The organism is Streptomyces sp. SAS_272 (assembly GCF_052543235.1).
Window position 1 is genome coordinate 112,970 of the sequence record NZ_JBMNDR010000012.1, and the last position, 19,517, is coordinate 132,486.

A 19,517-nucleotide genomic window follows, 5' to 3' on the forward strand; every position below is an offset into this window, starting at 1 on the left:
GCGACGTCACCCGAAGCTGTCCGGGTCCGCCGCCTTCCAGTCCGCCTCCCACGACTGGGGCGGCCCGGCGAGCAGTTCACCCGGCGCGAGCCACTCGTACAGCTCCGCGTACGAGTGGCCCGAGCCGGGCCCGGTCCGCCGGACCAGCTGGGCGGGGGTGAGACCACCCGGGTCGCGCACGCCCATCGCGGCCATGATCCGCACCGCGTCACGGACCGTCTCGCGCTGGTAGCGCCGGACCTGGCGGGCCTTGTCGGCCACATGCAGCGCGCGGGCCCGCAACGGGTCCTGCGTCGCCACGCCGGCCGGACAGGCGCCGGTGTGGCAGCGCCCGGCCCGCACGCAGCCGACGGCGAGCATCATCGCGCGGGCCGCGTTGGTGTAGTCGGCGCCCTGCACGAGCCGTCGGACGATGTCCGAGCCCGACGCGACCCGCCCGCTCGCCCCGATCCGCACCCGGTTCCGCAGGCCGACGCCGGCGAGGGCGTTGTGCACCGTGATCAGCCCCTGGGTGAGCGGCATGCCCAGCCGCCCCGCGAACTCCGCCGGCGCGGCGCCCGTGCCGCCCTCCGACCCGTCCACCACCACGAAGTCGGGCGTCACGCCCTCCGCCGCCATCGCCCGGCAGACCGCGAGGAACTCCCGCCGCGAGCCCACGCACAGCTTGAACCCGGTCGGCTTGCCGCCCGCGAGTTCCCGCAACCGGGCCACGAACAGCACCAGCTCGCGCGGCGTCGAGAACGTCCGGTGGAGGGGCGGCGACACCACGGGCTCGCCCACCGGCACCTTCCGCTCCCGCGCGATCTCGACGCCGACCTTCACGCCCGGCAGCACCGCGCCGCTGCCCGGCGCCGCGCCCTGCGAGAGCTTCAGCGACACGCACTTCACCTCGGGCAGCGCCGCCTTGTCCGCGAACTCCCGCTCGTCGAACCCGCCGTCGGCGGTACGGCAGCCGAAGTACCCCGTCCCGATCTCCCACACGAGGTCGCCCCCGCCGCGCAGATGGTGCTCCGACAGCCCGCCCTCGCCGGTGTCCTGGGCGAAACGCCCCAGTGCGGCACCCCGGTTGAGGGCGAGGACAGCGCGCGAGGACAGCGCGCCGAAGCTCATGGCGGACACGTTCAGCAGGGCCATGTCGTACGGCTGGGAGCACTCGGGTCCGCCCACCCGCACCACCGGCGGCTCCTCGGCCGCCTCGACGGGACGCAGCGAGGGCACCAGGTACTCGTGCCCGTCGGACTCGCCCGCGGCGTCGGCCGGGCGCTCCTGGCCGACGCCCTCGGGCAGCGCGCGCGCCGTCGCGTACCGCAGACGTCCGACCAGCGGGTAGTTGCGCGCGACGGAGCGGCCGCGCTGCACGAGATCCCGGACGCCGAGGCAGGCCGCCGTCAGCAGCGGTGCGGCCGCGAACCACCACCGGGCGGACAGGCCGGCCGCCGCGAGCGTCGCCGCGGCCGCGCACAGGGTGATGAGCAGCAGCGGCAGGAACCGGCGCACTCAGCCGGCGTCCTCGTCCGGCCCGCACGAACTGCCGCTGGGCGGGAGCGAACCGTACAGCAGGAAGTCGTCGACCTTGCGGTGCACGCACTTCGACGATCCGTACCCGGTATGGCCCTCGCCCTTGTTGTCGAGCACCACGGCCGGCGATCCGAGCCGCTTCGCCGTCTCCACGGTCCAGCGGTACGGCGTCGCCGGGTCGCCGCGCGTGCCGACCAGCAGGATCTTCGGCGAGCGGAGGTCCTTGACCTCGTCCCGGATGAAGTCGGTCCCCCTGGGGCGGCCGTAGCACAGCAGGACCTCGTTGAGCCGGTACCGGCCGAAGACCGGCGACGCCTTGTCGTAGGCGGCCCGCAGTCGTTCGAGGTCCGCGGTGATCCGGGCGGCGGTGGGCCGGTCCGGGTCGTCCGCGCAGTTGATCGCCATCAGCGCCGCGGGCAGGTTGTCGAGGGGGACGTCCTCCGCGTCGACCAGGGCGCCGGGGGAGGGGTCGGTGCGGCCCGCGGACCGCGGCGGCAGCGGTACGGGGAACGGCAGCGGACGGGCGAATCCGCCGGTGGTGAACCCGAGGACCCCGCTGGGGTCGCCGCTCTCGATCAGCTGGGCCAGCGACCTCTCCAGCAGGGGCCACAGTTCCCTGCTGTACAGGCCCTGTCCGAGGGCGCCGACGAGGTCCTGCCCGGTGAAGTCGTCGCCGAAGTCGGTCGGCAGGGGATCCTCGTCGAGCGAGCGGACGAGCCGCACGACCTCCTGGCGTGCCACCCGCGGATCCTGTCCGAAGGGGCAGGCGATGTCCTTCACACACCAGTTGACGAAGTCGTCGAGCGCCACCTGCTGGCCCCGGGCACCCGCTATGCCCTGCTCGGTGAGCGGCTCGGTGAGGGTGTCGACCCCGTCGAGGACCATCCGCCCCACCTTGTCGGGGAACCGGGCCGCGTAGACCGCGCCGAGCCGACTGCCGTAGGAGAAGCCGAGGTAGTTGAGCTTTCTGTCGCCGAGCGCCTGGCGCATGACGTCGAGGTCCTGGGCCGCGTCGACGGTGCCGATGTGCGGCAGGACCGGCCCGGAGTGCTCCGCGCAGTCGGCGGCGGCCTGCTTCAGCCGGCTGAGCAGCTCCGGCGGATCGGCGATGGCCGTGTCGTCGTTCAGCGGGGCCAGCCCGCTCTCCTCCCCGTCCCCGCAGCTCACGGGGGAGGAGCGGCCGACGCCGCGCGGATCGAGGGTGACCACGTCGTAGCCGTCCGTCAGGTCCATGAACTCCTTGCCGCCGTAGGCGAGTTCAGGGACGCCCGCGCCGCCGGGGCCGCCGAAGTTGAGCACCACCGAACCGCGTCTGTCGCCCGTCGCCCGGTACCGGGCGAGCGCGAGGTCGAGCGTGCCCCCCTCGGGACGGGAGTAGTCGAGCGGCACGGTCAGCTTGGCGCACTGCAGATCCTTGGGCATGCCCTCGCCCTTGCACGCCGACCAGGTGACCTTCTGACCGGAGAACCGTGACAGGTCGGGCCGGTCGTCCCCGTCGCCTGCGCGGTTCGCGGCGACCGTCGGCAGACCCGCGCCGCCGAGCAGGGTCAGTGCGGCGGTCGCGGCGAGCGCACAGCTCCGCAGCCCGGGCCGCGTCGACAGATTGGCCAGCATCAGTGCCTCCAAGGACGCCCGCAGCGGTCCGGGAACGGCGCCCTCGATCACGATAAGCGGCAGGTGCGGACGCCGCCTCCGGGCGGCCGGGCGGGTTCCGGCGGGCAGCTCGCCGTCGGTTCCCCGCGGGTGACACCCGATGGGGTGAAAGGGCGTTCAGGCATAACCCGGACGCTTCGCCGACGTTCTATCGGGTGCGGGCGAGTGCCCGCGATTCAAGTCTGGAAGGCAGGGACCCATGAAGCGGGTTACCCGAACCGGTGTGATGGCCGTCGCCGTGGTCTCCGGCGCGATGGCTGTGACACTGCCCGCACACGCCGACTCCGCGGCGAACGGCGTCGCGGCCGGCTCGCCGGGGCTGATCTCCGGCAACGGGGTGCAGCTGCCGGTACACCTCCCGGTGAACCTGTGCGGGAACACGGTCAACGTGGTGGGGGTGCTGAATCCCGCAGCGGGCAACACCTGTGTCAACAAGGGTGGCGCCGACGCCTCCGGCGGGCGCGGCGGGCAGGGTGCGCACGGCGGGCACGGCGGGCACGGCGGGGGGCAGGGCGACCACGGCGGGGGCGGCGGGCAGGGCGGGCGCGGCGGGTCCGGGGCGTCGTCCGGCGGCGGCCCCACCGCGCAGGGCGCCATGGAGGGCTCCCCGGGCGTCGTCTCCGGCAACGGCCTTCAGCTGCCGGTGCAGCTCCCGGTGAACGTCAGCGGGAACAGCGTCAACGTCGTCGGCATCGGCGACCCGGCGTTCGGCAACGAGTCGGTGAACACTTCCGGCGAGAAGCCCGAGCAGCCCGTGCACCGGCCGCCGACCCGACACACCCCGCCCGAGCAGCCCCAGCAGCCGGGGCCGAAGGCCAACCCCTCGGCGCCGGCCGTCGAGGCCGGGACCAGGGGCCCCGAGGCCCTGTCGTCGCTGGCCCACACGGGCGCCGACGCCACGCTGACCGCGCTGGCGGGCAGTACGGCGATGCTGCTCGGCGGAGCGCTGCTGTACCGCAGGTTCCGCCCCGGCGCGGAGCGCTGACCGGGGGGCCTTCGGGCCCAGGGACCGTGGGCCCCAGGGGTGCCGGGGCCCACGGCCCGCCGCTCGGCGGCGCGGGCAAGTCGGCTCTCCCGCCCTCCCGTCCTGCCGCTATCCGGCCCGGCGGCCCCCGCCGCGCCGGCCGCCGCGCCCGGCCCCGGTGACGCCGAAGTCCTGCAACCCTCCCGCGTCGGCTGCCTGCCCGGCCGTAATTGCGTTGTGCGCGCCGACCCGGGGTGTTGGGGTGGGCGCATGGATCATGCCGCGGTACTCGCCCTGTACGACCGGGACATGCGCGAAGGCGCACGTCCCGAGAGCTCCGACGCAACGGTGGAACGGGCCGGGAACGTGGTCCGCCACGTCGGCGGGGACAGCGGCTGGAACGGCGTTCTCTGGTCGGACCTGGACGGTGCCGGCGCCGACGCGGCCATCGCGGAACAGGTCGCCTTCTTCACCGGGCTGGGCCGCGAGTTCGAGTGGAAGCTGCACGGGCACGACCGTCCGGCCGATCTCGGGCAGCGGCTCAGGTCGGCCGGGTTCACGCCCGAGCCGGAGGAGACCCTGCTGATCGGGGAGACCGGCGATCAGCTCGGCGACGCCCGGCCGCCCGAGGGCGTCCGTATCGTGCCGGTCACCGACCGGGCGGGCGTCGAGCTCATGGTCGAGGCCCATGAGAAGGCCTTCGGCCGGGACGGCTCACGGCTGCGAAACCTGCTGCTGGCGCGCCTCGCCACCGCCCCTGACACCCTCGTCGCCGTCGTCGCCCTGGCCGGGGAGACGCCGGTGAGCTCGGCGCGGATGGAGCTGATCGAGGGGGCCCCGTTCGCCGGGCTGTGGGGCGGCGGCACGGTCGAGGGCTGGCGCGGCCGCGGCGTCTACCGCGCCCTGATCGCCCACCGCGCCCGTATCGCCGCCGACCGCGGCTACCGCTACCTCCAGGTCGACGCCTCCGACCAGAGCCGTCCCATTCTCGAACGCCTCGGCTTCACGGCGCTCACCACCACGACTCCGTACGTGTACGCGCCGTGACGCGGCCGGGCCGGTCCGCCCCATGCGGCCCGGCCCGGCCGTCTTCCGGGCGTCCGGCCGTCCCTACGGCTTGGGCGCGCTCTTCGCCGCCGTGACGGTGCACAGCAGCCCCAGGACCAGCGCCAGGGCGCCGATGATGATGTTGTTCACCGCGACACCGGCGTCCGGGCTGTCGCCCACGACCCACGGCGCGATGATCATCCAGATGCCGGCCGCGCACATGGCCCAGCTCAGGCCGTACATACGGGCGGGAGCCGCGGTGAAGCCGAGGCCCAGCAGAGCGATCGCGATGCCCACGATCAGGTTGTGGGTCATGAGCGCGGGCTGACTGACGGTGTAGTGGAGGATCCACGGGGACACGGCGCAGTACAGACCGAGCAGGAACACCGGTCCGTCCACGAGTGCCACATCACGACCACCGAGCATGCGCGCGTACCGCGCCTGCATCTCGGAAACGTCGGGGTGCGTCGACATGTCACCTCTGGTGGGCGAGACGTTGGCCATGGTTCGTCTCCTTCGACTTTCCGGCCTGACCGCTTCGCTGCGGTGTGCGGTAAGTGCCGCGCATGTTCATTCTGCTCTTATTTGCTCTTTATGTGTAGAGGTGGGAGAGGCGGAACGGCGGTTCTCGTATCGTCGGTCCATGAGCGAGATCCCGAGCCCGGACGAAGCCGGACTGACGACCGGAGCGCTGGCCCGCCGGCTGGGCGTGGCGCCCACCACTCTGCGCTCCTGGGACCGGCGGTACGGCATCGGGCCCGTCGTCCGCGACGACGGGCGGCACCGGCGCTGGCGGCCGGGTGACGTGGCCGTGCTGGAGGCGATGTGCCGGCTCACCGCGTCAGGGGTGCCCCCGGCGGACGCGGCCCGGGCGGCGAAGGAGGCGATCCGCAGGACCCTCGCGGACCCGGCGGCGACGGCTCCGACGGGTCCCACGGGTCCGGACGCGGGCGCGGGTCCGGCACGCGCGGAGTCGGCGGACCCGGGCCGGGCGGACCCGGGCGGGGCGGACACGCGTCCGGTGAGCGCCGCGGGCCAGGACCGTCAGGCGGGCGACGGCCCGGGCCCTGCGCGTCCGGACGACGCCCTCCAGCTCGGCGTCGACGTACGCCAGGAGTGCCGGGGGCTGGCCCGCGCCGCCGTACGGCTCGACGCGCCGGGCGTCGCGGAGCTGCTGGACGCGGCCGTCGAGCGGCACGGACTGATCGTCGCCTGGCAGGAGGTGATGGTCCCGACGCTGCATGCCGTGGGACGCAAATGGGTCTCCTCCGGCGACCGGTACGTCGAGGTGGAGCACCTGCTGTCCTGGCACGTCTCCAGCGTGCTGCGCCGCGCCGCGCGGGCCGCGGCGTCGCGGGAGGCGGCGGGCCGGCCGGGGCCCGTGCTGCTGGCCTGCATGCCCGGCGAACAGCACAGCCTCCCGCTGGAGGCGCTCGACGCCGCGCTCGGCCGGCGGGGAGTGCCCACCCGCATGTTCGGGGCGGCCGTGCCCGCCGAGGCGCTGGACTCCGCCGTCCGGCGGCTGGGTCCGGTCGCCGTCGTGCTGTGGGCGCAGGCGCGTTCCACCGCGAATCCGCCGCTGGCCCGGCACATCGCGGACACCCGGTGGGGCGTCGCCGGCGCCCGGCGCGCTCCTGTGGTGGTGCTCGGCGGTCCCGGCTGGGCCGGACGTGCCGCGCCGGGCCTGCACCGGCCGACCGGACTGGCCGAGGCCCTGACGATGCTGGCCGGGTTGTACGACACCGCCTGAGCGCGACCGTCTCGGCACGACCTCGTTCAGCGGCGTTCCCGGGCTCGCCGGAAGCGGTCGAGGCCCGCGGAGAGCTCGACGATCGGGTCCGGGTAGTCGAGCGCCGCCCGGACCGGGGCGGGCAGCTTCCACGGCTCGTGGATCCCGGGGACCGCCACGTCCCGCAGTTCCGGCAGCCAGCGCCGCACGTACGCGCCGTCGGGGTCGTACCGCTTCGCCTGGGTGACCGGGTTCAGGACCCGGTTGGGGCGTGAGTCGGTGCCGGTGCCCGCCATCCACTGCCAGTTGAGCTGGTTGTTGGCCACGTCCCCGTCGACCAGCAGCTCGAGGAAGTGCCGGGCGCCGACGCGCCAGTCCACGTAGAGGGTCTTGACGAGGAAGCTCGCGGTCAGCAGCCGGCCGCGGTTGTGCATCCATCCCTCGTGCCGCAGCTGTCGCATCGCCGCGTCGACGATCGGGTAGCCGGTGCGGCCCGCCCGCCACGCCTCGACGTCCTGGCGCGCGGTGCGCTCCGAGCGCCAGCGGTCGTGTTTGGTGCGGTAGTCGGCGTGCGCCGCGCGGGGCCGTGCCGCCAGCACCTGACGGTGGAAGTCGCGCCAGGCGAGCTGCCGTACGAAGGCCTCGGCGCCCGGACCGCCCGCCCGGCGCGCACGGTGCACGAGCTCCACCGGCGACAGCGTGCCGAAGTGCAGGTGGGGGGAGAGCCGTGAGGTGGCGTCGCCGGCCAGGTCGTCGTGCCGGTCCTCGTAGGCGGCGATGCCGGACCGCAGCCAGGAGGCGAACCGCCGGCGTCCCTGTGTCTCGCCGCCCTCGGCCAGCGCCGGCGACAGTCCCGACAGGTCCCCTCGGGAGGGCAGCTCCTCCGAGCTGACGCCGTCCGGGACCCCCACCGGGCCGGGCGCGCGCAGCGGGGTCCGCAGCCGCCGCTGGGACCAGTGCCGGAAGTACGGCGTGAAGACCGCGAAGTGGTCCGAGGAGGACGGGACCACCGCTCCGGGATCGACCGCCGCCGTCACCGCCTCGTGCACGTGCAGACGTACGCCCTGTGCCTCCAGCGCGGCCCGCAGCCGTTGCTCGCGGCGCCGTGCGTGCGCGCTCACGTCGGCGGCCAGATGGACCTCGTCGGCGTCCGCCTCCCCGGCCACCTTGCACACCTCGTCCACCAGGTCGCCGGAGCGCAGGACGAGCCGGCCGCCCCGCTCGCGCAGGCCGGCGTCGAGGTCGCGCAGGCTGTCCGCGAGGAAGGCCAGCCGGTTCGGCGCCGCGAACCCCGCGGCGTCCACGGCCCGGTCGCGCACGAACAGGGGCACCACCTGCCGGGATCCGTCGAGGGCCGCGCGCAGCGGCGGATGGTCGTGCAGGCGCAGGTCGGCGGTGAACAGGACGACCGAGACGTTCATGATCGGGCTCCGGGGCGAAAGGGGGGACGAGGAACTGCTTCCGGGCGGCGGGGCGCGGGGATGCACCGTCCCGCGGGGAGATCGCGCGGGACCGCGCACGCCGGTTCAGGGCGCGGGCGCGGGCGCGGGCTTAGGGGTGTGCGCCTGCGCCTCGGCCGCCCGGGCGATGTTGCGGGCCATGCCGCCGAAGACGACCGTGTGGAAGGGCGCCACGCTCCACCAGTAGGCGTGGCCGAGCAGCCCGTGGGGATGGAACAGGGCGCGCTGGCGGAACCGGGTGCGGCCCTCGGGGTCCGTCCGCGCGTACAGCTCCAGCCAGGCCCGCCCCGGCAGCCGCATCTCCGCCCGCAGGCGCAGCAGCCGTCCGGGCTCGATCTCCTCGACCCGCCAGAAGTCCAGCGAGTCGCCCACCCGGAGCCGGGCGGCGTCCCGGCGTCCGCGGCGCAGCCCCACTCCGCCGACCAGCCGGTCGAGCCCGCCGCGGACCGTCCAGGCGAGCGGGAACGAGTACCAGCCGTTCTCGCCGCCGATGCCCTCGATCACCCGCCACAGGGCGGCGGGGGGCGCGTCGACGGCGAGTTCCCGGTCGTCGGTGTACAGGCTGCCGCCGGCCCAGCCGGGGTCGGTGGGCAGCGGATCGCTCGGGGCGCCCGGCACCGACGCGGACGACCAGCGGGTGGCGACCTGGGCGTCGCGGACCTTGCGCAGCGCGAGCCGGACCGCCTCGTCGAACCCGACCGGATGTCCCGGCGGGTCGGGCACGTACCGGGCGATGTCGTGCTCGTGGCAGACCACCTCGTGCCGCAGCGACTCGGTGAGCGGCCGGGCGATCGACGCGGGCACGGGCGTCACCAGGCCGACCCAGTGACTGGACAGACCGGGCGTGAGCATCGGGACGGACAGGATGAGGCGACGCGGCAGTTCGGCGACCGCGGCGTAGCGGAGCATCATCTCGCGGTACGTCAGCACCTCCGGGCCGCCGATGTCGAAGGCCCGGCTGACGTCGTCCGGCATGGCGGCGCTGCCGACGAGCGCGCGCAGCACGTCGCGCACCGCGACGGGCTGGATGCGGGTGTGCACCCAGCTCGGGGTGACCATCACCGGCAGGCGCTCGGTCAGATAGCGCAGCATCTCGAAGGAGGCCGAGCCGGAGCCGATGACGACCGCCGCCCGCAGGACGGTCGTCGGCGTCCCCGAGGCCAGCAGGATGCGGCCCACCTCGGCTCGCGAGCGCAGATGCGGCGAGAGCTCCCGTTCGGGCACCCCGGCCGGCGTGAGTCCGCCGAGGTAGACGACGCGACGGACGCCGGCGGCCCGGGCCTGTTCGCCGAAGACACGCGCCGCCCGGCGGTCGGTCTCCTCGAAGTCGTCGCCGGTGCCCAGGGCGTGGACCAGGTAGTAGGCGACCTCCACGCCCCGCATCGCCGCCGCGACCGACGCGGCGTCCGTGACGTCGCCGCGCACGGTCTCGGTCTCGCCCGCCCACGCATGGTCGCGCAGCCGGTCGGGGGAGCGGGCCAGACAGCGCACCCGGTGCCCGGCCGCGAGCAGCTCCGGCACCAGCCGCCCGCCGATGTATCCGGTCGCGCCGGTCACCAGGCTCAGCGGCCCCGTGCGGTCGCCCTGTGCGCTCATCAGTCCTCGGTCCTCCGCGTCGACGGTCCCCCGTTGATCGCTTCCACGCCGAGTGCCGTCATGGATGCGGGGACGCCGGTTTGTGCGCACGATCGAGTGAGACGTCGGCCGACCGCGGCCGACTACGCTGATCGCGTGGCCACAGCGAACGACCGGGAACGCCCGGCGGCGGCACGGGAGTCCGAGGCGTTCCCGCATCCAGCCGACCTGCACGCCTTCGCCGTCCAGCTGCGGCGGATGAACGGCGGGATCAACCGGCTGGTGCACGGGTTCGCGGGCGAACACGCCCTGCACGCCACCGACGTCCAGGCGCTCGCGGCGATCCTGGACGCCGAGGAGCCGATGACGCCGAAGCGGCTGCGCGAGCTCCTCGGACTGACCTCGGGCGCGGTCACCGCGTGCGTGGACCGGCTCGAGCGGGCCGGACACATCCGCCGGGTCCGGGAGAGCGCCGACCGCCGGGTGGTCCACCTGTACTACGCCTCGGACGCCAGGTCGGCGGCCCGCACCTATTTCCGTCCGCTGGCCGAGGCCACCGAGGCCGCCCGGGCCCGCTTCACGGCGGACGAGCTGTCGGTGGTGGTGCGCTTCCTCGCGGCCCTGAACGAGGAGCTCTCCGAAGCCGGGCCGCCGCCGGCGCGCTGACCGGCCCGGCGGGACCGTCCGCGCGCAGCGCCCGAGGCCACGCGCGGCTCGCGGTTCCGGAGGGGAACGCTAGGGAGTGTCCTGCGGCTCCTTCGGGCCGGCTGCCCGGGCGAGTGCGGTCAGGTCCGGGAGGAGTGCGGCCAGCCCCTTCAGCAGGGCGCCCATGTCCACGACGTCGGGCATCGGGTAGACGAAGCACACGCCGTCCTTGTGCATCGAGACCGCCGGCGCGGCGAACCTCATCAGGCGGTCGGGCAGATCGCCGGAGTAGAACCGCTCGACCGTCCCCGCCTGGTCGTTCTCGCTCATCGGCAGATACGGGAGGCCTTCGCAGCGCAGGTTGAGCTCCGCCGCGCTCCAGCTCCGCTCCAGCCGGAGGACGGGGCCGTCGCCGGGCACGTCGAAGCACACGACGAGCCAGTTCCGCACGTCCCTGTGCCCGACCGGCTCCCAGAGTCTGGTGACGCTGAGCGGGCGGCCGCCGAGCGAGCCGGTCACGGCGTTGCCGTTGCGGGTGCGCAACAGCCAGTGGAAGTGGCCGGAGAGCCGGATCCGATGCTGCTCCAGCGTGTCGGCCGCGACGCGGCTCCAGCCGGTGCGCTCGGCGAGGAGACGCATCGCCCGGTCCGCCTTGGCGGCCCGGCGGGCGGTACGGGCGGCGAGCGTTCCGCCCACGACGAACGGGGCGAGGAGGATGACCGAGACCATGATCCAGGGGAGCACCGAGTGCGACGTCCTTTCCGTCCGGCCGGGAAGTGCGCGGGCTGGCATCCTCGCCCGGGCGGGCCTGCCGGCACATCGGTGGATACACGTAGACGCCTACGCAGACGCCCGTCCGCCCGCACCGCATCCGCACACCCGGCTGCGACGGAAGCAGGGGTGCCGTCTACGATCGCCGACGACAACTAACTCGACCATTGAGATTGTTTATCATCGAGACACCTGTGGCCGCCGCGGACGCGGCCCCCGGAATCTGGAGAGCGATGCCCGCCACGTCCCGACGCGCCCGATGGCTCGTCCCCCTGCTGCTCGTCGGTGTCTGGCTCGGCATCGGGGGCGTCCTCGGCCCCTTCGCCGGACGGCTCGGCGAGGTCTCCACCAACGACCAGGCGGCGTTCCTGCCGCGCAGCGCCGAGTCGACCGAGGTGATCGCCGCCCAGCGGGCGTTCCGCCAGGACGAGACGCTCCCGGCGATCGTCGTCTGGACCGGCGCCGGCGGTTCGAGCCCGGCGGACCGGCGGGCGGCGGCCGACCGGGCGCTCGCCTCGCTGGCCGGCGCCCCGGAGGTGGCCGGAGAGGTCTCGCCCGCCCTGCTGTCACAGGACGGGAAGGCCCTCGAGGGCGTGGTGCCGCTGCGCCCCGACCTCGGAGACGGGCTCCCCGCCGCCCTCGACCAAGTCCGGGAGGCAGCCGAAGGCGTCCCCGGGACCACCGTCCGGCTGGCCGGCCCGGCCGCCGGTCAGGCCGACCTGGCGAACGCCTTCGCCGGCATCGACGGCCTGCTCCTCGGCGTGGCGCTGGCCACCGTGCTGGCCATCCTGCTGCTGGTGTACCGCAGCCTGCTGCTCCCGTTGGTGATCATCCTCGGGTCGGTCTTCGCGCTGGGCCTCGCGTGCGCGGTCGTCTACGCCCTCGCCGACCACGACGTCGTCCGCGTCGACGGCCAGGTGCAGGGCATCCTGTCGATCCTCGTGATCGGCGCGGCCACCGACTACTCCCTGCTGTTCACCGCCCGCTACCGGGAGGAACTCGCCGCGGGCGCGGACCGCCTCACTGCCGGACGCGCCGCGCTGCGGCAGTCCTGGGGCGCCGTCACGGCCAGCGCCGCGACCGTCGCGCTTGGCCTGCTCGCCCTGTTGCTCAGCGACCTGACCAACAACCGGGCCCTCGGGCCGGTCGGCGCGATCGGCATCGGCTGCGCCGCCCTCGCCTCGCTCACCTTCGTGCCCGCCGTCCTCGTCCTCCTCGGACGAGCCGCGTACTGGCCCGCGAAGCCCGCCCCGGCCGAGGGGCGCGGCGCGGGCGCCGGGATCTGGCACCGCGTCGCCGCACTCGTCGACCGGACGCCGCGCCGCGTCTGGGCGGTGACCCTCGCCCTGCTGCTGGCCGGCGCCGCCTTCGCGCCGACGCTGAGCTCGAAGGGCGTCCCCCTCGACGAGACCTTCGTGGACGACGCTCCCTCGGTCGCCGCGCAGCAGACGCTGAGCAGGCACTTCCCCGGCGGCTCGGGCAACCCGGCCGTCGTCGTGGCCGACGCCGACCGGCTGACACAGGTGCTCGCCGCGGCCCGCGGCACCGACGGCGTCGCCTCGGCGGCCGGGGTGAGCGCCTCCGGACGCCCCGGCGGGGCGCCACTGGTGGTCGACGGCCGCGTCCGCGTCGACGTCACCCTCGCCTCGCCGGCGGACAGCGACGCGGCCAAGCGGACCGTGGTGCGGCTGCGCACCTCCCTGCACGCGGTGCCCGGCGCGAACGCCCTCGTCGGCGGCTACACCGCCCAGCAGTACGACACCCGGCGCACCGCCGAACGCGACCGGACCCTCATCGTCCCCGTCGTACTGGCCGTCATCCTGCTCATCCTCACACTGCTGCTGCGCTCCCTGCTGCTGCCCGCGCTGCTCGTGGCCACCGTCGCGCTCAACTTCGCGGCCACTCTGGGGGTCTCGGCCCTGGTGTTCCGGCACGTCCTCGGCTTCGGCGGAACCGACCCCTCCGTACCGCTGTACGGCTTCGTCTTCCTGGTGGCGCTGGGCGTCGACTACAACATCTTCCTGATGTCCCGGGTCCGCGAGGAGTCGCTGCGTCACGGGGTGCGCGAGGGTGTGCTGCGGGGGCTGGTCACCACCGGCGGGGTGATCACCTCGGCGGGTGTGGTGCTCGCCGCGACCTTCGCCGCCCTCGGGGTCATCCCGCTGGCCTTCCTGGTCCAGATCGCCTTCATCGTGGCCTTCGGCGTCCTCCTCGACACCCTCGTCGTCAGGTCGCTGCTGGTCCCCGCGCTCGTCCGGGACATCGGGGCCCGGGCCTGGTGGCCGGGCGGGCTGAGCCGCACCCGCGAGCCCGTCGAGGAGGACCGTCTCGCGCGCGTGTGAACATGCCCGCCCGGATCGCGGGAAGCCGATCCCCGCACGAGTCGTCGGTCTCGGCGGTGTCCGTTCTCGCAGTGGAGGTGTCTGCCGCTATGCGCGCGAAGGTGTTGGAGAGGTTCCCCGCGGGAGCGCCGCGCGGATCGTGGCCCGCGGAGGAGTACGCGGCCCGCCGACGGGCCGAGGGCGAGCCCGCGACCGTGGTCATGGATCTGAAGTCGGACGCGTTCCTCGTCGTGGTCCCGGGCTCGGACGAGGACTGACCGGGCCGGGCGCAGCGACGGACCGCGTTGTGCGCGCACGGGCCCTTCAGGCCGTCAGAGCGGCCAGCTGGGCCCGGCGCGACTCCCGGGTCTGGGCCTGCACCATGAGGAACAGGGCCTCGCGCGCGAGGCGTTGGGCGCGGTTCGCCAGCAGCATGGAGCGGCCGCCGCCCGCGACGACGGCCGCCGTGGTCGCCGTCTGCAGCACCGTGAAGGCCTGCGTCCGCAGGGCCAGCCGTTCCCCGAGGCGCTCGTCGGGCGCCGCGTCGTCGGCGAGGGCGTAGGCCTGACGGCGGGTCTCGTCGAGACGGCTGCGCAGCGGGGCCGCCGTCTCCTCGTCCAGCAGCGCCAGGGCCGCCCGTGTGACGCCGAAGACCGCGGGATTGACGTTGACCGTCTTGCGGCGGTCGGTCGCCGACCAGAGGTCGTGCGGGGTGCGCACGACGACCGCCTCCGCAGGGACCCACAGGCCGTCCAGCTCCAGGGAGACCGTTCGGGCGGCCGTCAGGGCGGCCAGCCGCAGTGGGGCCGAGGCCCGCAGGCCCGGCTGTTCGCACGCCTCGGTGAACGCGAACAGGGCCTCGCCCGCCTCCGTCACCCCGGCCAGCAGCATGACGTCGTTCAGGCCCCAGCCCGTGTACCAGGGCACCGTCCCGTCGAAGCGCCAGCCGCCCCGTTCCCGGGCGGCCCGCACCGGCGTGCGCGGGTACGCCCGCAGGTGGGCGTAGGCCACACCGGACAGCAGCTCGCCCGTGATCAGCCGGGGCAGCAGACGCCGGCGCTGCGGACCGTCGCTCCCGGCCAGCGCCAGCACCGGCGTGTGGTGCTGGGCCTGCACGAACCAGGTCGAGCAGCAGGCCCCGGCGAGGATCTCCGTCGTCTCCCGCACCACCGACGCCGGCGCCCCGGCGCCGCCGTACTCCGTCGGCGCGTTCACGCCGAGCAGACCCGAGCGGCCGATCTCGGTGAGATGGCTCCTCGGGACCTCGCCCTGGTCGACCCGCTCGGCGTGCGGGGCCAGCAGGTCGTCGGCGAGGCGGCGGGCGCGGGCGACGAGCGGGTGCGGTGCGGTCATGGGCGGAATTCTTTCGCGGATCGCGGCGCGGGTGTCGATCCGGGGCGGGGTCGTTCGTGTAGGAGGTGAGACGACGGCACGATGCCAAGGAGGACGTCATGAAGCACTACCTGCTCAGCGTGGTTCAGCCGGCCGGCGGTGAGCCCCCCGCCGCCGACGAGCTGGCCGAGATCATGAGCCGGGTGCAGGCCTACAACGACGAGCTGCGCGCCGCCGGGGCATGGGTCTTCGCCGGGGGTCTGCACGGCCCGGAGACGGCCACCGTGCTGCGGCCCGAGAACGGTGACGTGCTCATCACCGACGGGCCGTACGCCGAGGGCAAGGAGTACCTCGGCGGGCTCTGCCTGATCACGGCCGCCGACCTGGACGAGGCCCTGGAGTGGGGGCGGAAGGCCGCGCTCGCCACCACGCTGCCGATCGAGGTCCGCCCCTTCGTGGACAGTCACTGACCGATGCCGGACGCCACGGACGTCGAGGCCGTCTTCCGCGCGGAGTACGGCCGGGCCGTCGCCGTCCTCGTCCGCTTCCTGGGCGACATCGACCTCGCCGAGGAGGCGGTCCAGGACGCCTTCGCCACGGCCGTGCACCGCTGGCCGGAGACCGGGGCGCCGCCCGCCCCGGCCGGCTGGATCATCACCACCGCCCGCAACAGGGCCGTCGACCGGCTGCGCCGGGAGTCCACCCGGGACGCCCGTCAGGCCGAGGCGGCCCTGCTGCACACCGCCGACCCGCCCGTGGAGGAGGGCCCCGTGCGCGACGACCGGCTCCGGCTGATCTTCACCTGCTGCCACCCCGCGCTGGCCCCGCAGGCACAGGTCGCCCTGACCCTGCGGCTCCTCGGCGGGCTCACCACCGCCCAGATCGCCCGTGCCTTCCTCGTCCCCGAACCGACCATGGCCCAGCGGCTGGTCCGCGCCAAGGCGAAGATCCGGGACGCGCACATCCCGTACCGCGTACCGCGCGACGCGGATCTGCCCGACCGGCTGCGCGGCGTCCTCGCCGTCGTCTACCTGGTCTTCAACCAGGGGTACGAGGGCGAGGCGGGCCTGTGCGCGGAGGCGGTGCGGCTCGGCAGACTCCTCGTCGAGCTGATGCCGGACGAACCGGAGGCCGTCGGCCTGCTGGCGCTGATGCTGCTGGTCGAGTCCCGCCGGGCCGCCCGCGTGGACGCCGACGGCACGCTCGTGCCGCTGCCCGAGCAGGACCGCGACCGGTGGGACCGCGCACTGGTCGCCGAGGGCCAGGCGCTGGTCCGCAGCTGTCTGCGCCGCGACCGGCCCGGGCCGTACCAGATCCAGGCCGCCGTCCAGGCCGTCCACAGCGACGCGCCGGCCGCCCACGCCACCGACTGGGGGCAGATCCTGCGCCTGTACGACCAGTTGACGGCCCTCGCCCCGAGCCCGGTCGTGGCCCTGAACCGGGCGGTCGCCGTGGCCGAGACACAGGGTCCGCGTCCGGCCCTCGACCTCGTGGACGCGCTGGACCTGCACGGCTACCGCGTCTGGCACGCTGTCCGCGCCGATCTGCTGCGCCGGCTGGACCGCACGGCCGAGGCCGCGCGGGCCTACCGGGCGGCCCTCGCGCTGAGCGAGAGCCCGGCGGAGCGTGCCTTCCTCGAACGGCGGCTGCGCGAGCTCACCCACTGATGCGGTCCGGCACCGCGACCCGGCTCGTCGTTCCGGCAGGGCCGGCAGGGCCGGCAGGGCCGGCAGGGCCGGCGGGGTGGGCGGCGGGGCCGCGACGGGCCCCGGGACGGGTCGGTGGAACGAAGAGGCGGGACGCTCCAGGGCTCGCCGCGAACGAAGCGCGCGAGGTCGTGTTTTGCGGGAATGCATTTCGGCTGCAGAATGGTTGGCATATACATCGAGCTGACCGCTCGTCCGACGACCCAGGGCCGCAAGGCCCGCGCACCCCAGCGAGGCACGATGACCACCGCCGCCACCCCCGAGCAGCCCGCCGACGTCGTGGCCCGGCTGCGCGCCGCCTTCCGCACCGGCCGCACCAAGCCGGTGGCGTGGCGCACGGACCAGTTGCGTCGCCTGCGCCGGCTGCTCACGGACCAGGGAGCGGAGCTGGCCGCCGCGCTCCACGCCGACCTGGGCAAGAGCTCCACCGAGGCCTACCGCACCGAGATCGACTTCACGGTCCGGGAGATCGACCACACCCTCGAGCACCTCGACGGCTGGCTGCGCCCCGAGCCGGCCCCGGTCCCCGCCCACCTGGGCGCCGACGCGCGCGCCTGGACGCAGTACGACCCGCTCGGCGTCGTCCTCGTCATCGCCCCGTGGAACTACCCCGCCCAGCTCCTGCTCGCCCCGCTGGTCGGCGCCCTCGCCGCCGGCAACGCGGTGGTCGTCAAGCCCAGCGAGCTCGCGCCCGCCACCTCCGCCGCCCTGGCCCGCCTGCTGCCGGCACACCTCGACGCCGAGGCAATCGCCGTCGTCGAAGGCGGCGTCCCGGAGACCACCGCCCTGCTGGCCGAGCGGTTCGACCACATCTTCTACACCGGCAACGGCGCCGTCGGCCGCGTCGTGCTGCGCGCCGCCGCCGAGCACCTCACCCCGGTCACCCTCGAACTCGGCGGCAAGTCACCGGCGTTCGTCGACCGTGACGCCGATCTCGCCGTCGTCGCCGACCGCCTGGCCCGCGGCAAGTTCCTCAACGCCGGCCAGACCTGCGTCGCCCCCGACTACGTCCTCACCGACCCGGAGACGGCCGCCGCCCTGGAGCCGCTGCTGGCGCGGGCGGTCGAGACCGTCTACGGCGCCGACCCGCAGACCTCCGCCGAGTACGGCCGCATCGTCAACGAACGCCACTTCGACCGGCTCGCCGGTCTGCTGGACTCCGGCCGCGTCGTGGTCGGCGGCGGCAAGGACCGCGCCGACAAGTACCTTGCGCCGACCGTGCTCGCCGACGTCGACCCGAAGTCGCCCGTCATGCAGGAGGAGATCTTCGGCCCGATCCTGCCGATCGTCACCGTCGACGGCCTGGACGCGGCGATCGGCTTCATCAACGACCGCGACAAGCCCCTCGCCCTCTACGTCTTCACCGACTCCGAGGACACCCGCGGCCGGATCGCAGCCGAGACCTCCTCCGGCGGCCTCGGCCACGGTCTGCCGCTGGCCCATCTCACCGTCTCCGACCTGCCGTTCGGCGGGGTGGGCGCGAGCGGCATGGGCAGCTACCACGGGCGCTACTCCATCGAGACGTTCAGCCACCGCAAGGCCGTGCTGGAGAAGCCCCTGCACTGAGCGGCCGGCCCCTGACGGCCCGCCACCGGGGCCGGCCCGTCACCGGCCGCCGACGTGGTCGAACGGGCCCGGACGGCCCGTCACTTGGCGGCGAGGGGTGACGCGGCCCGTTCGGGCGGACGACGGGCCGGGGCAACGCCGCGCCGGGGCCCCGCCGGGCGTGCGAGACTGCGCGGATGACCATCGGAGCGATCACCGCGGAAGCCGCGGGCAGTTGGAACATCGGCGGCATCGCGGTCCGCCGCGTCGGGTTCGGCGCGATGCGGCTGACCGGCAGCGCCGCCTTCCACCTCGGCACGCCGAGCGACCGCACACGTTCGATCGCCGTGCTGCGCAGGGCGATCGAGCTCGGCGTCGACCACATCGACACCGCGGCCTTCTACTTCTCCGCGCTGCGCTCCGCCAACGAACTCATCAACAGCGCGCTCTCCCCCTACCCGGAGGGGCTGCTCATCGCCACGAAGGTCGGCCCGTTCCGCGACTACCGGGGCGAGTGGGGCACGTCGGCCCGGCCCGAGGACCTGCGCGCCCACGTCGAGGAGAACCTGCGTCAACTCGGCCGCGACCACCTCGACCTCGTCTACCTGCGCCGGACGGGGCAGGAGTCGATCGCCGAACACTTCGGCGTCCTGGCCGAGTTGCGCGAGGCCGGTCTGATCCGTCACCTCGGCCTGTCCGCCGTGCGGCCCCGGCACCTCGCCGAGGCCCAGGCCGTGGCCCCGGTGGTGAGCGTGCAGAACCGGTTCGGGCTCGGCGACCACAATCCCGAGAACGAGGAGCTCATGCGGCTCTGCGGCGAACAGGGCATCGCCTTCGTCCCGTTCTTCGCCATCGCCGGCGACGCGGGCCCCGGGGGCGGGACCGCCGCCCACGACGACGAGGTGCTCGCCGTCGCCCGGGCGCACGGCGTGACGCCGGCGCAGGTCCGGCTCGCCTGGACCCTCAGCCGCGGCCCGCACGTCCTCGCCATCCCGGGCACGGGCAACCCCGACCACCTCGCCGAGAACGTGGCTGCGGGGGCTCTGCGCCTCGCCCCGGAGGAGCTGGACCGCCTGGACGCGGCGCACCGCAGGGCCGGCGGGACGCCCTCCGCCTGACCCTTGCCGCCGCTGCCCGGGCGGCTGTGACCCGCTGCTGCCTCCGCCTCTCTCGCCGCTCCGGTCTCCGCCGGGCGGCCTGCGCCTGACCCCGCCTGCGCCTGACCCCGCCGCTGCCCGGGCGGCTGTGACC

The 19,517-nt window shown here is 74.7% G+C and carries 17 protein-coding genes; 10 read left to right on the forward strand and 7 right to left on the reverse strand.

Translation table 11 applies throughout. From position 1 onward, the window contains the following. Positions 1–6: 6 nt before the first annotated feature. Both ACN6LD_RS10965 and ACN6LD_RS10970 read right to left on the reverse strand, forming a co-directional pair. On the reverse strand, positions 7–1,497 hold the full coding sequence (locus tag ACN6LD_RS10965) for a glutamate synthase-related protein (protein ID WP_445043008.1): 1,491 nt from the start codon (positions 1,495–1,497) through the stop codon (positions 7–9). Then, positions 1,498–3,132 carry an alpha/beta hydrolase gene (locus tag ACN6LD_RS10970; RefSeq protein WP_319197099.1) on the reverse strand — a complete coding sequence of 545 codons (1,635 nt, stop codon included), beginning with the start codon at positions 3,130–3,132 and terminating at the stop codon, positions 1,498–1,500. It lies immediately after the preceding gene. Between the two features lie 238 nt (positions 3,133–3,370). On the opposite strand from ACN6LD_RS10970, the gene ACN6LD_RS10975 reads away from it, so the two are divergent. Continuing rightward, on the forward strand, positions 3,371–4,156 hold the full coding sequence (locus tag ACN6LD_RS10975; RefSeq protein ID WP_445043009.1) for a chaplin: 786 nt from the start codon (positions 3,371–3,373) through the stop codon (positions 4,154–4,156). 249 nt (positions 4,157–4,405) lie between these two features. Beyond that, a complete protein-coding gene (locus ACN6LD_RS10980; RefSeq protein ID WP_445043010.1) occupies positions 4,406–5,182 on the forward strand; it encodes a GNAT family N-acetyltransferase in 777 nt (258 codons plus the stop codon). Positions 5,183–5,245: 63 nt separating this feature from the next. Here ACN6LD_RS10980 and ACN6LD_RS10985 read toward each other — a convergent pair whose 3' ends face one another. Further along, on the reverse strand, positions 5,246–5,686 hold the full coding sequence (locus ACN6LD_RS10985; protein WP_445043011.1) for an SPW repeat protein: 441 nt from the start codon (positions 5,684–5,686) through the stop codon (positions 5,246–5,248). Between the two features lie 139 nt (positions 5,687–5,825). Between ACN6LD_RS10985 and ACN6LD_RS10990 the strand changes: the two genes are divergently transcribed. Next, positions 5,826–6,932 carry a MerR family transcriptional regulator gene (locus ACN6LD_RS10990; protein WP_445043012.1) on the forward strand — a complete coding sequence of 369 codons (1,107 nt, stop codon included), beginning with the start codon at positions 5,826–5,828 and terminating at the stop codon, positions 6,930–6,932. 26 nt (positions 6,933–6,958) lie between these two features. On the opposite strand, the gene ACN6LD_RS10995 is transcribed toward ACN6LD_RS10990, so the two are convergent. Next, a complete protein-coding gene (locus ACN6LD_RS10995; protein WP_445043013.1) occupies positions 6,959–8,332 on the reverse strand; it encodes a cryptochrome/photolyase family protein in 1,374 nt (457 codons plus the stop codon). Positions 8,333–8,437: 105 nt separating this feature from the next. Continuing rightward, positions 8,438–9,967, reverse strand: coding sequence for an SDR family oxidoreductase (locus tag ACN6LD_RS11000; protein ID WP_445043014.1), 1,530 nt, complete (start codon positions 9,965–9,967; stop codon positions 8,438–8,440). A 135-nt stretch (positions 9,968–10,102) separates the two neighbouring features. On the opposite strand from ACN6LD_RS11000, the gene ACN6LD_RS11005 reads away from it, so the two are divergent. Next, positions 10,103–10,612, forward strand: coding sequence for a MarR family winged helix-turn-helix transcriptional regulator (locus ACN6LD_RS11005; RefSeq protein WP_319186931.1), 510 nt, complete (start codon positions 10,103–10,105; stop codon positions 10,610–10,612). Between the two features lie 69 nt (positions 10,613–10,681). Here the strand turns inward: ACN6LD_RS11005 and ACN6LD_RS11010 are convergent, their stop codons facing one another. After that, complete coding sequence (locus ACN6LD_RS11010; protein ID WP_319186932.1) at positions 10,682–11,335, reverse strand: hypothetical protein; 654 nt, start codon at positions 11,333–11,335, stop codon at positions 10,682–10,684. Positions 11,336–11,595: 260 nt separating this feature from the next. Between ACN6LD_RS11010 and ACN6LD_RS11015 the strand changes: the two genes are divergently transcribed. Then, a complete protein-coding gene (locus ACN6LD_RS11015) occupies positions 11,596–13,704 on the forward strand; it encodes an MMPL family transporter (protein ID WP_445043015.1) in 2,109 nt (702 codons plus the stop codon). Between the two features lie 89 nt (positions 13,705–13,793). Next, positions 13,794–13,961, forward strand: coding sequence for a hypothetical protein (locus ACN6LD_RS11020; protein WP_199863893.1), 168 nt, complete (start codon positions 13,794–13,796; stop codon positions 13,959–13,961). Positions 13,962–14,007: 46 nt separating this feature from the next. On the opposite strand, the gene ACN6LD_RS11025 is transcribed toward ACN6LD_RS11020, so the two are convergent. Then, entirely contained in the window at positions 14,008–15,036 is a 1,029-nt protein-coding gene (locus ACN6LD_RS11025) for an acyl-CoA dehydrogenase family protein (protein WP_319186934.1), read from the reverse strand. Between the two features lie 98 nt (positions 15,037–15,134). Between ACN6LD_RS11025 and ACN6LD_RS11030 the strand changes: the two genes are divergently transcribed. The 4 genes from ACN6LD_RS11030 to ACN6LD_RS11045 all read left to right on the forward strand — a co-directional run bounded on the left by ACN6LD_RS11030 (position 15,135) and on the right by ACN6LD_RS11045 (position 19,384). Beyond that, positions 15,135–15,485 carry a YciI family protein gene (locus ACN6LD_RS11030; protein WP_057581722.1) on the forward strand — a complete coding sequence of 117 codons (351 nt, stop codon included), beginning with the start codon at positions 15,135–15,137 and terminating at the stop codon, positions 15,483–15,485. A gap of 3 nt (positions 15,486–15,488) precedes the next feature. Continuing rightward, complete coding sequence (locus tag ACN6LD_RS11035) at positions 15,489–16,682, forward strand: RNA polymerase sigma factor (protein WP_445043016.1); 1,194 nt, start codon at positions 15,489–15,491, stop codon at positions 16,680–16,682. A gap of 279 nt (positions 16,683–16,961) precedes the next feature. After that, complete coding sequence (locus ACN6LD_RS11040; RefSeq protein WP_445043020.1) at positions 16,962–18,287, forward strand: aldehyde dehydrogenase family protein; 1,326 nt, start codon at positions 16,962–16,964, stop codon at positions 18,285–18,287. 176 nt (positions 18,288–18,463) lie between these two features. Next, positions 18,464–19,384 carry an aldo/keto reductase gene (locus ACN6LD_RS11045; RefSeq protein ID WP_445043017.1) on the forward strand — a complete coding sequence of 307 codons (921 nt, stop codon included), beginning with the start codon at positions 18,464–18,466 and terminating at the stop codon, positions 19,382–19,384. Positions 19,385–19,517: the final 133 nt, after the last annotated feature.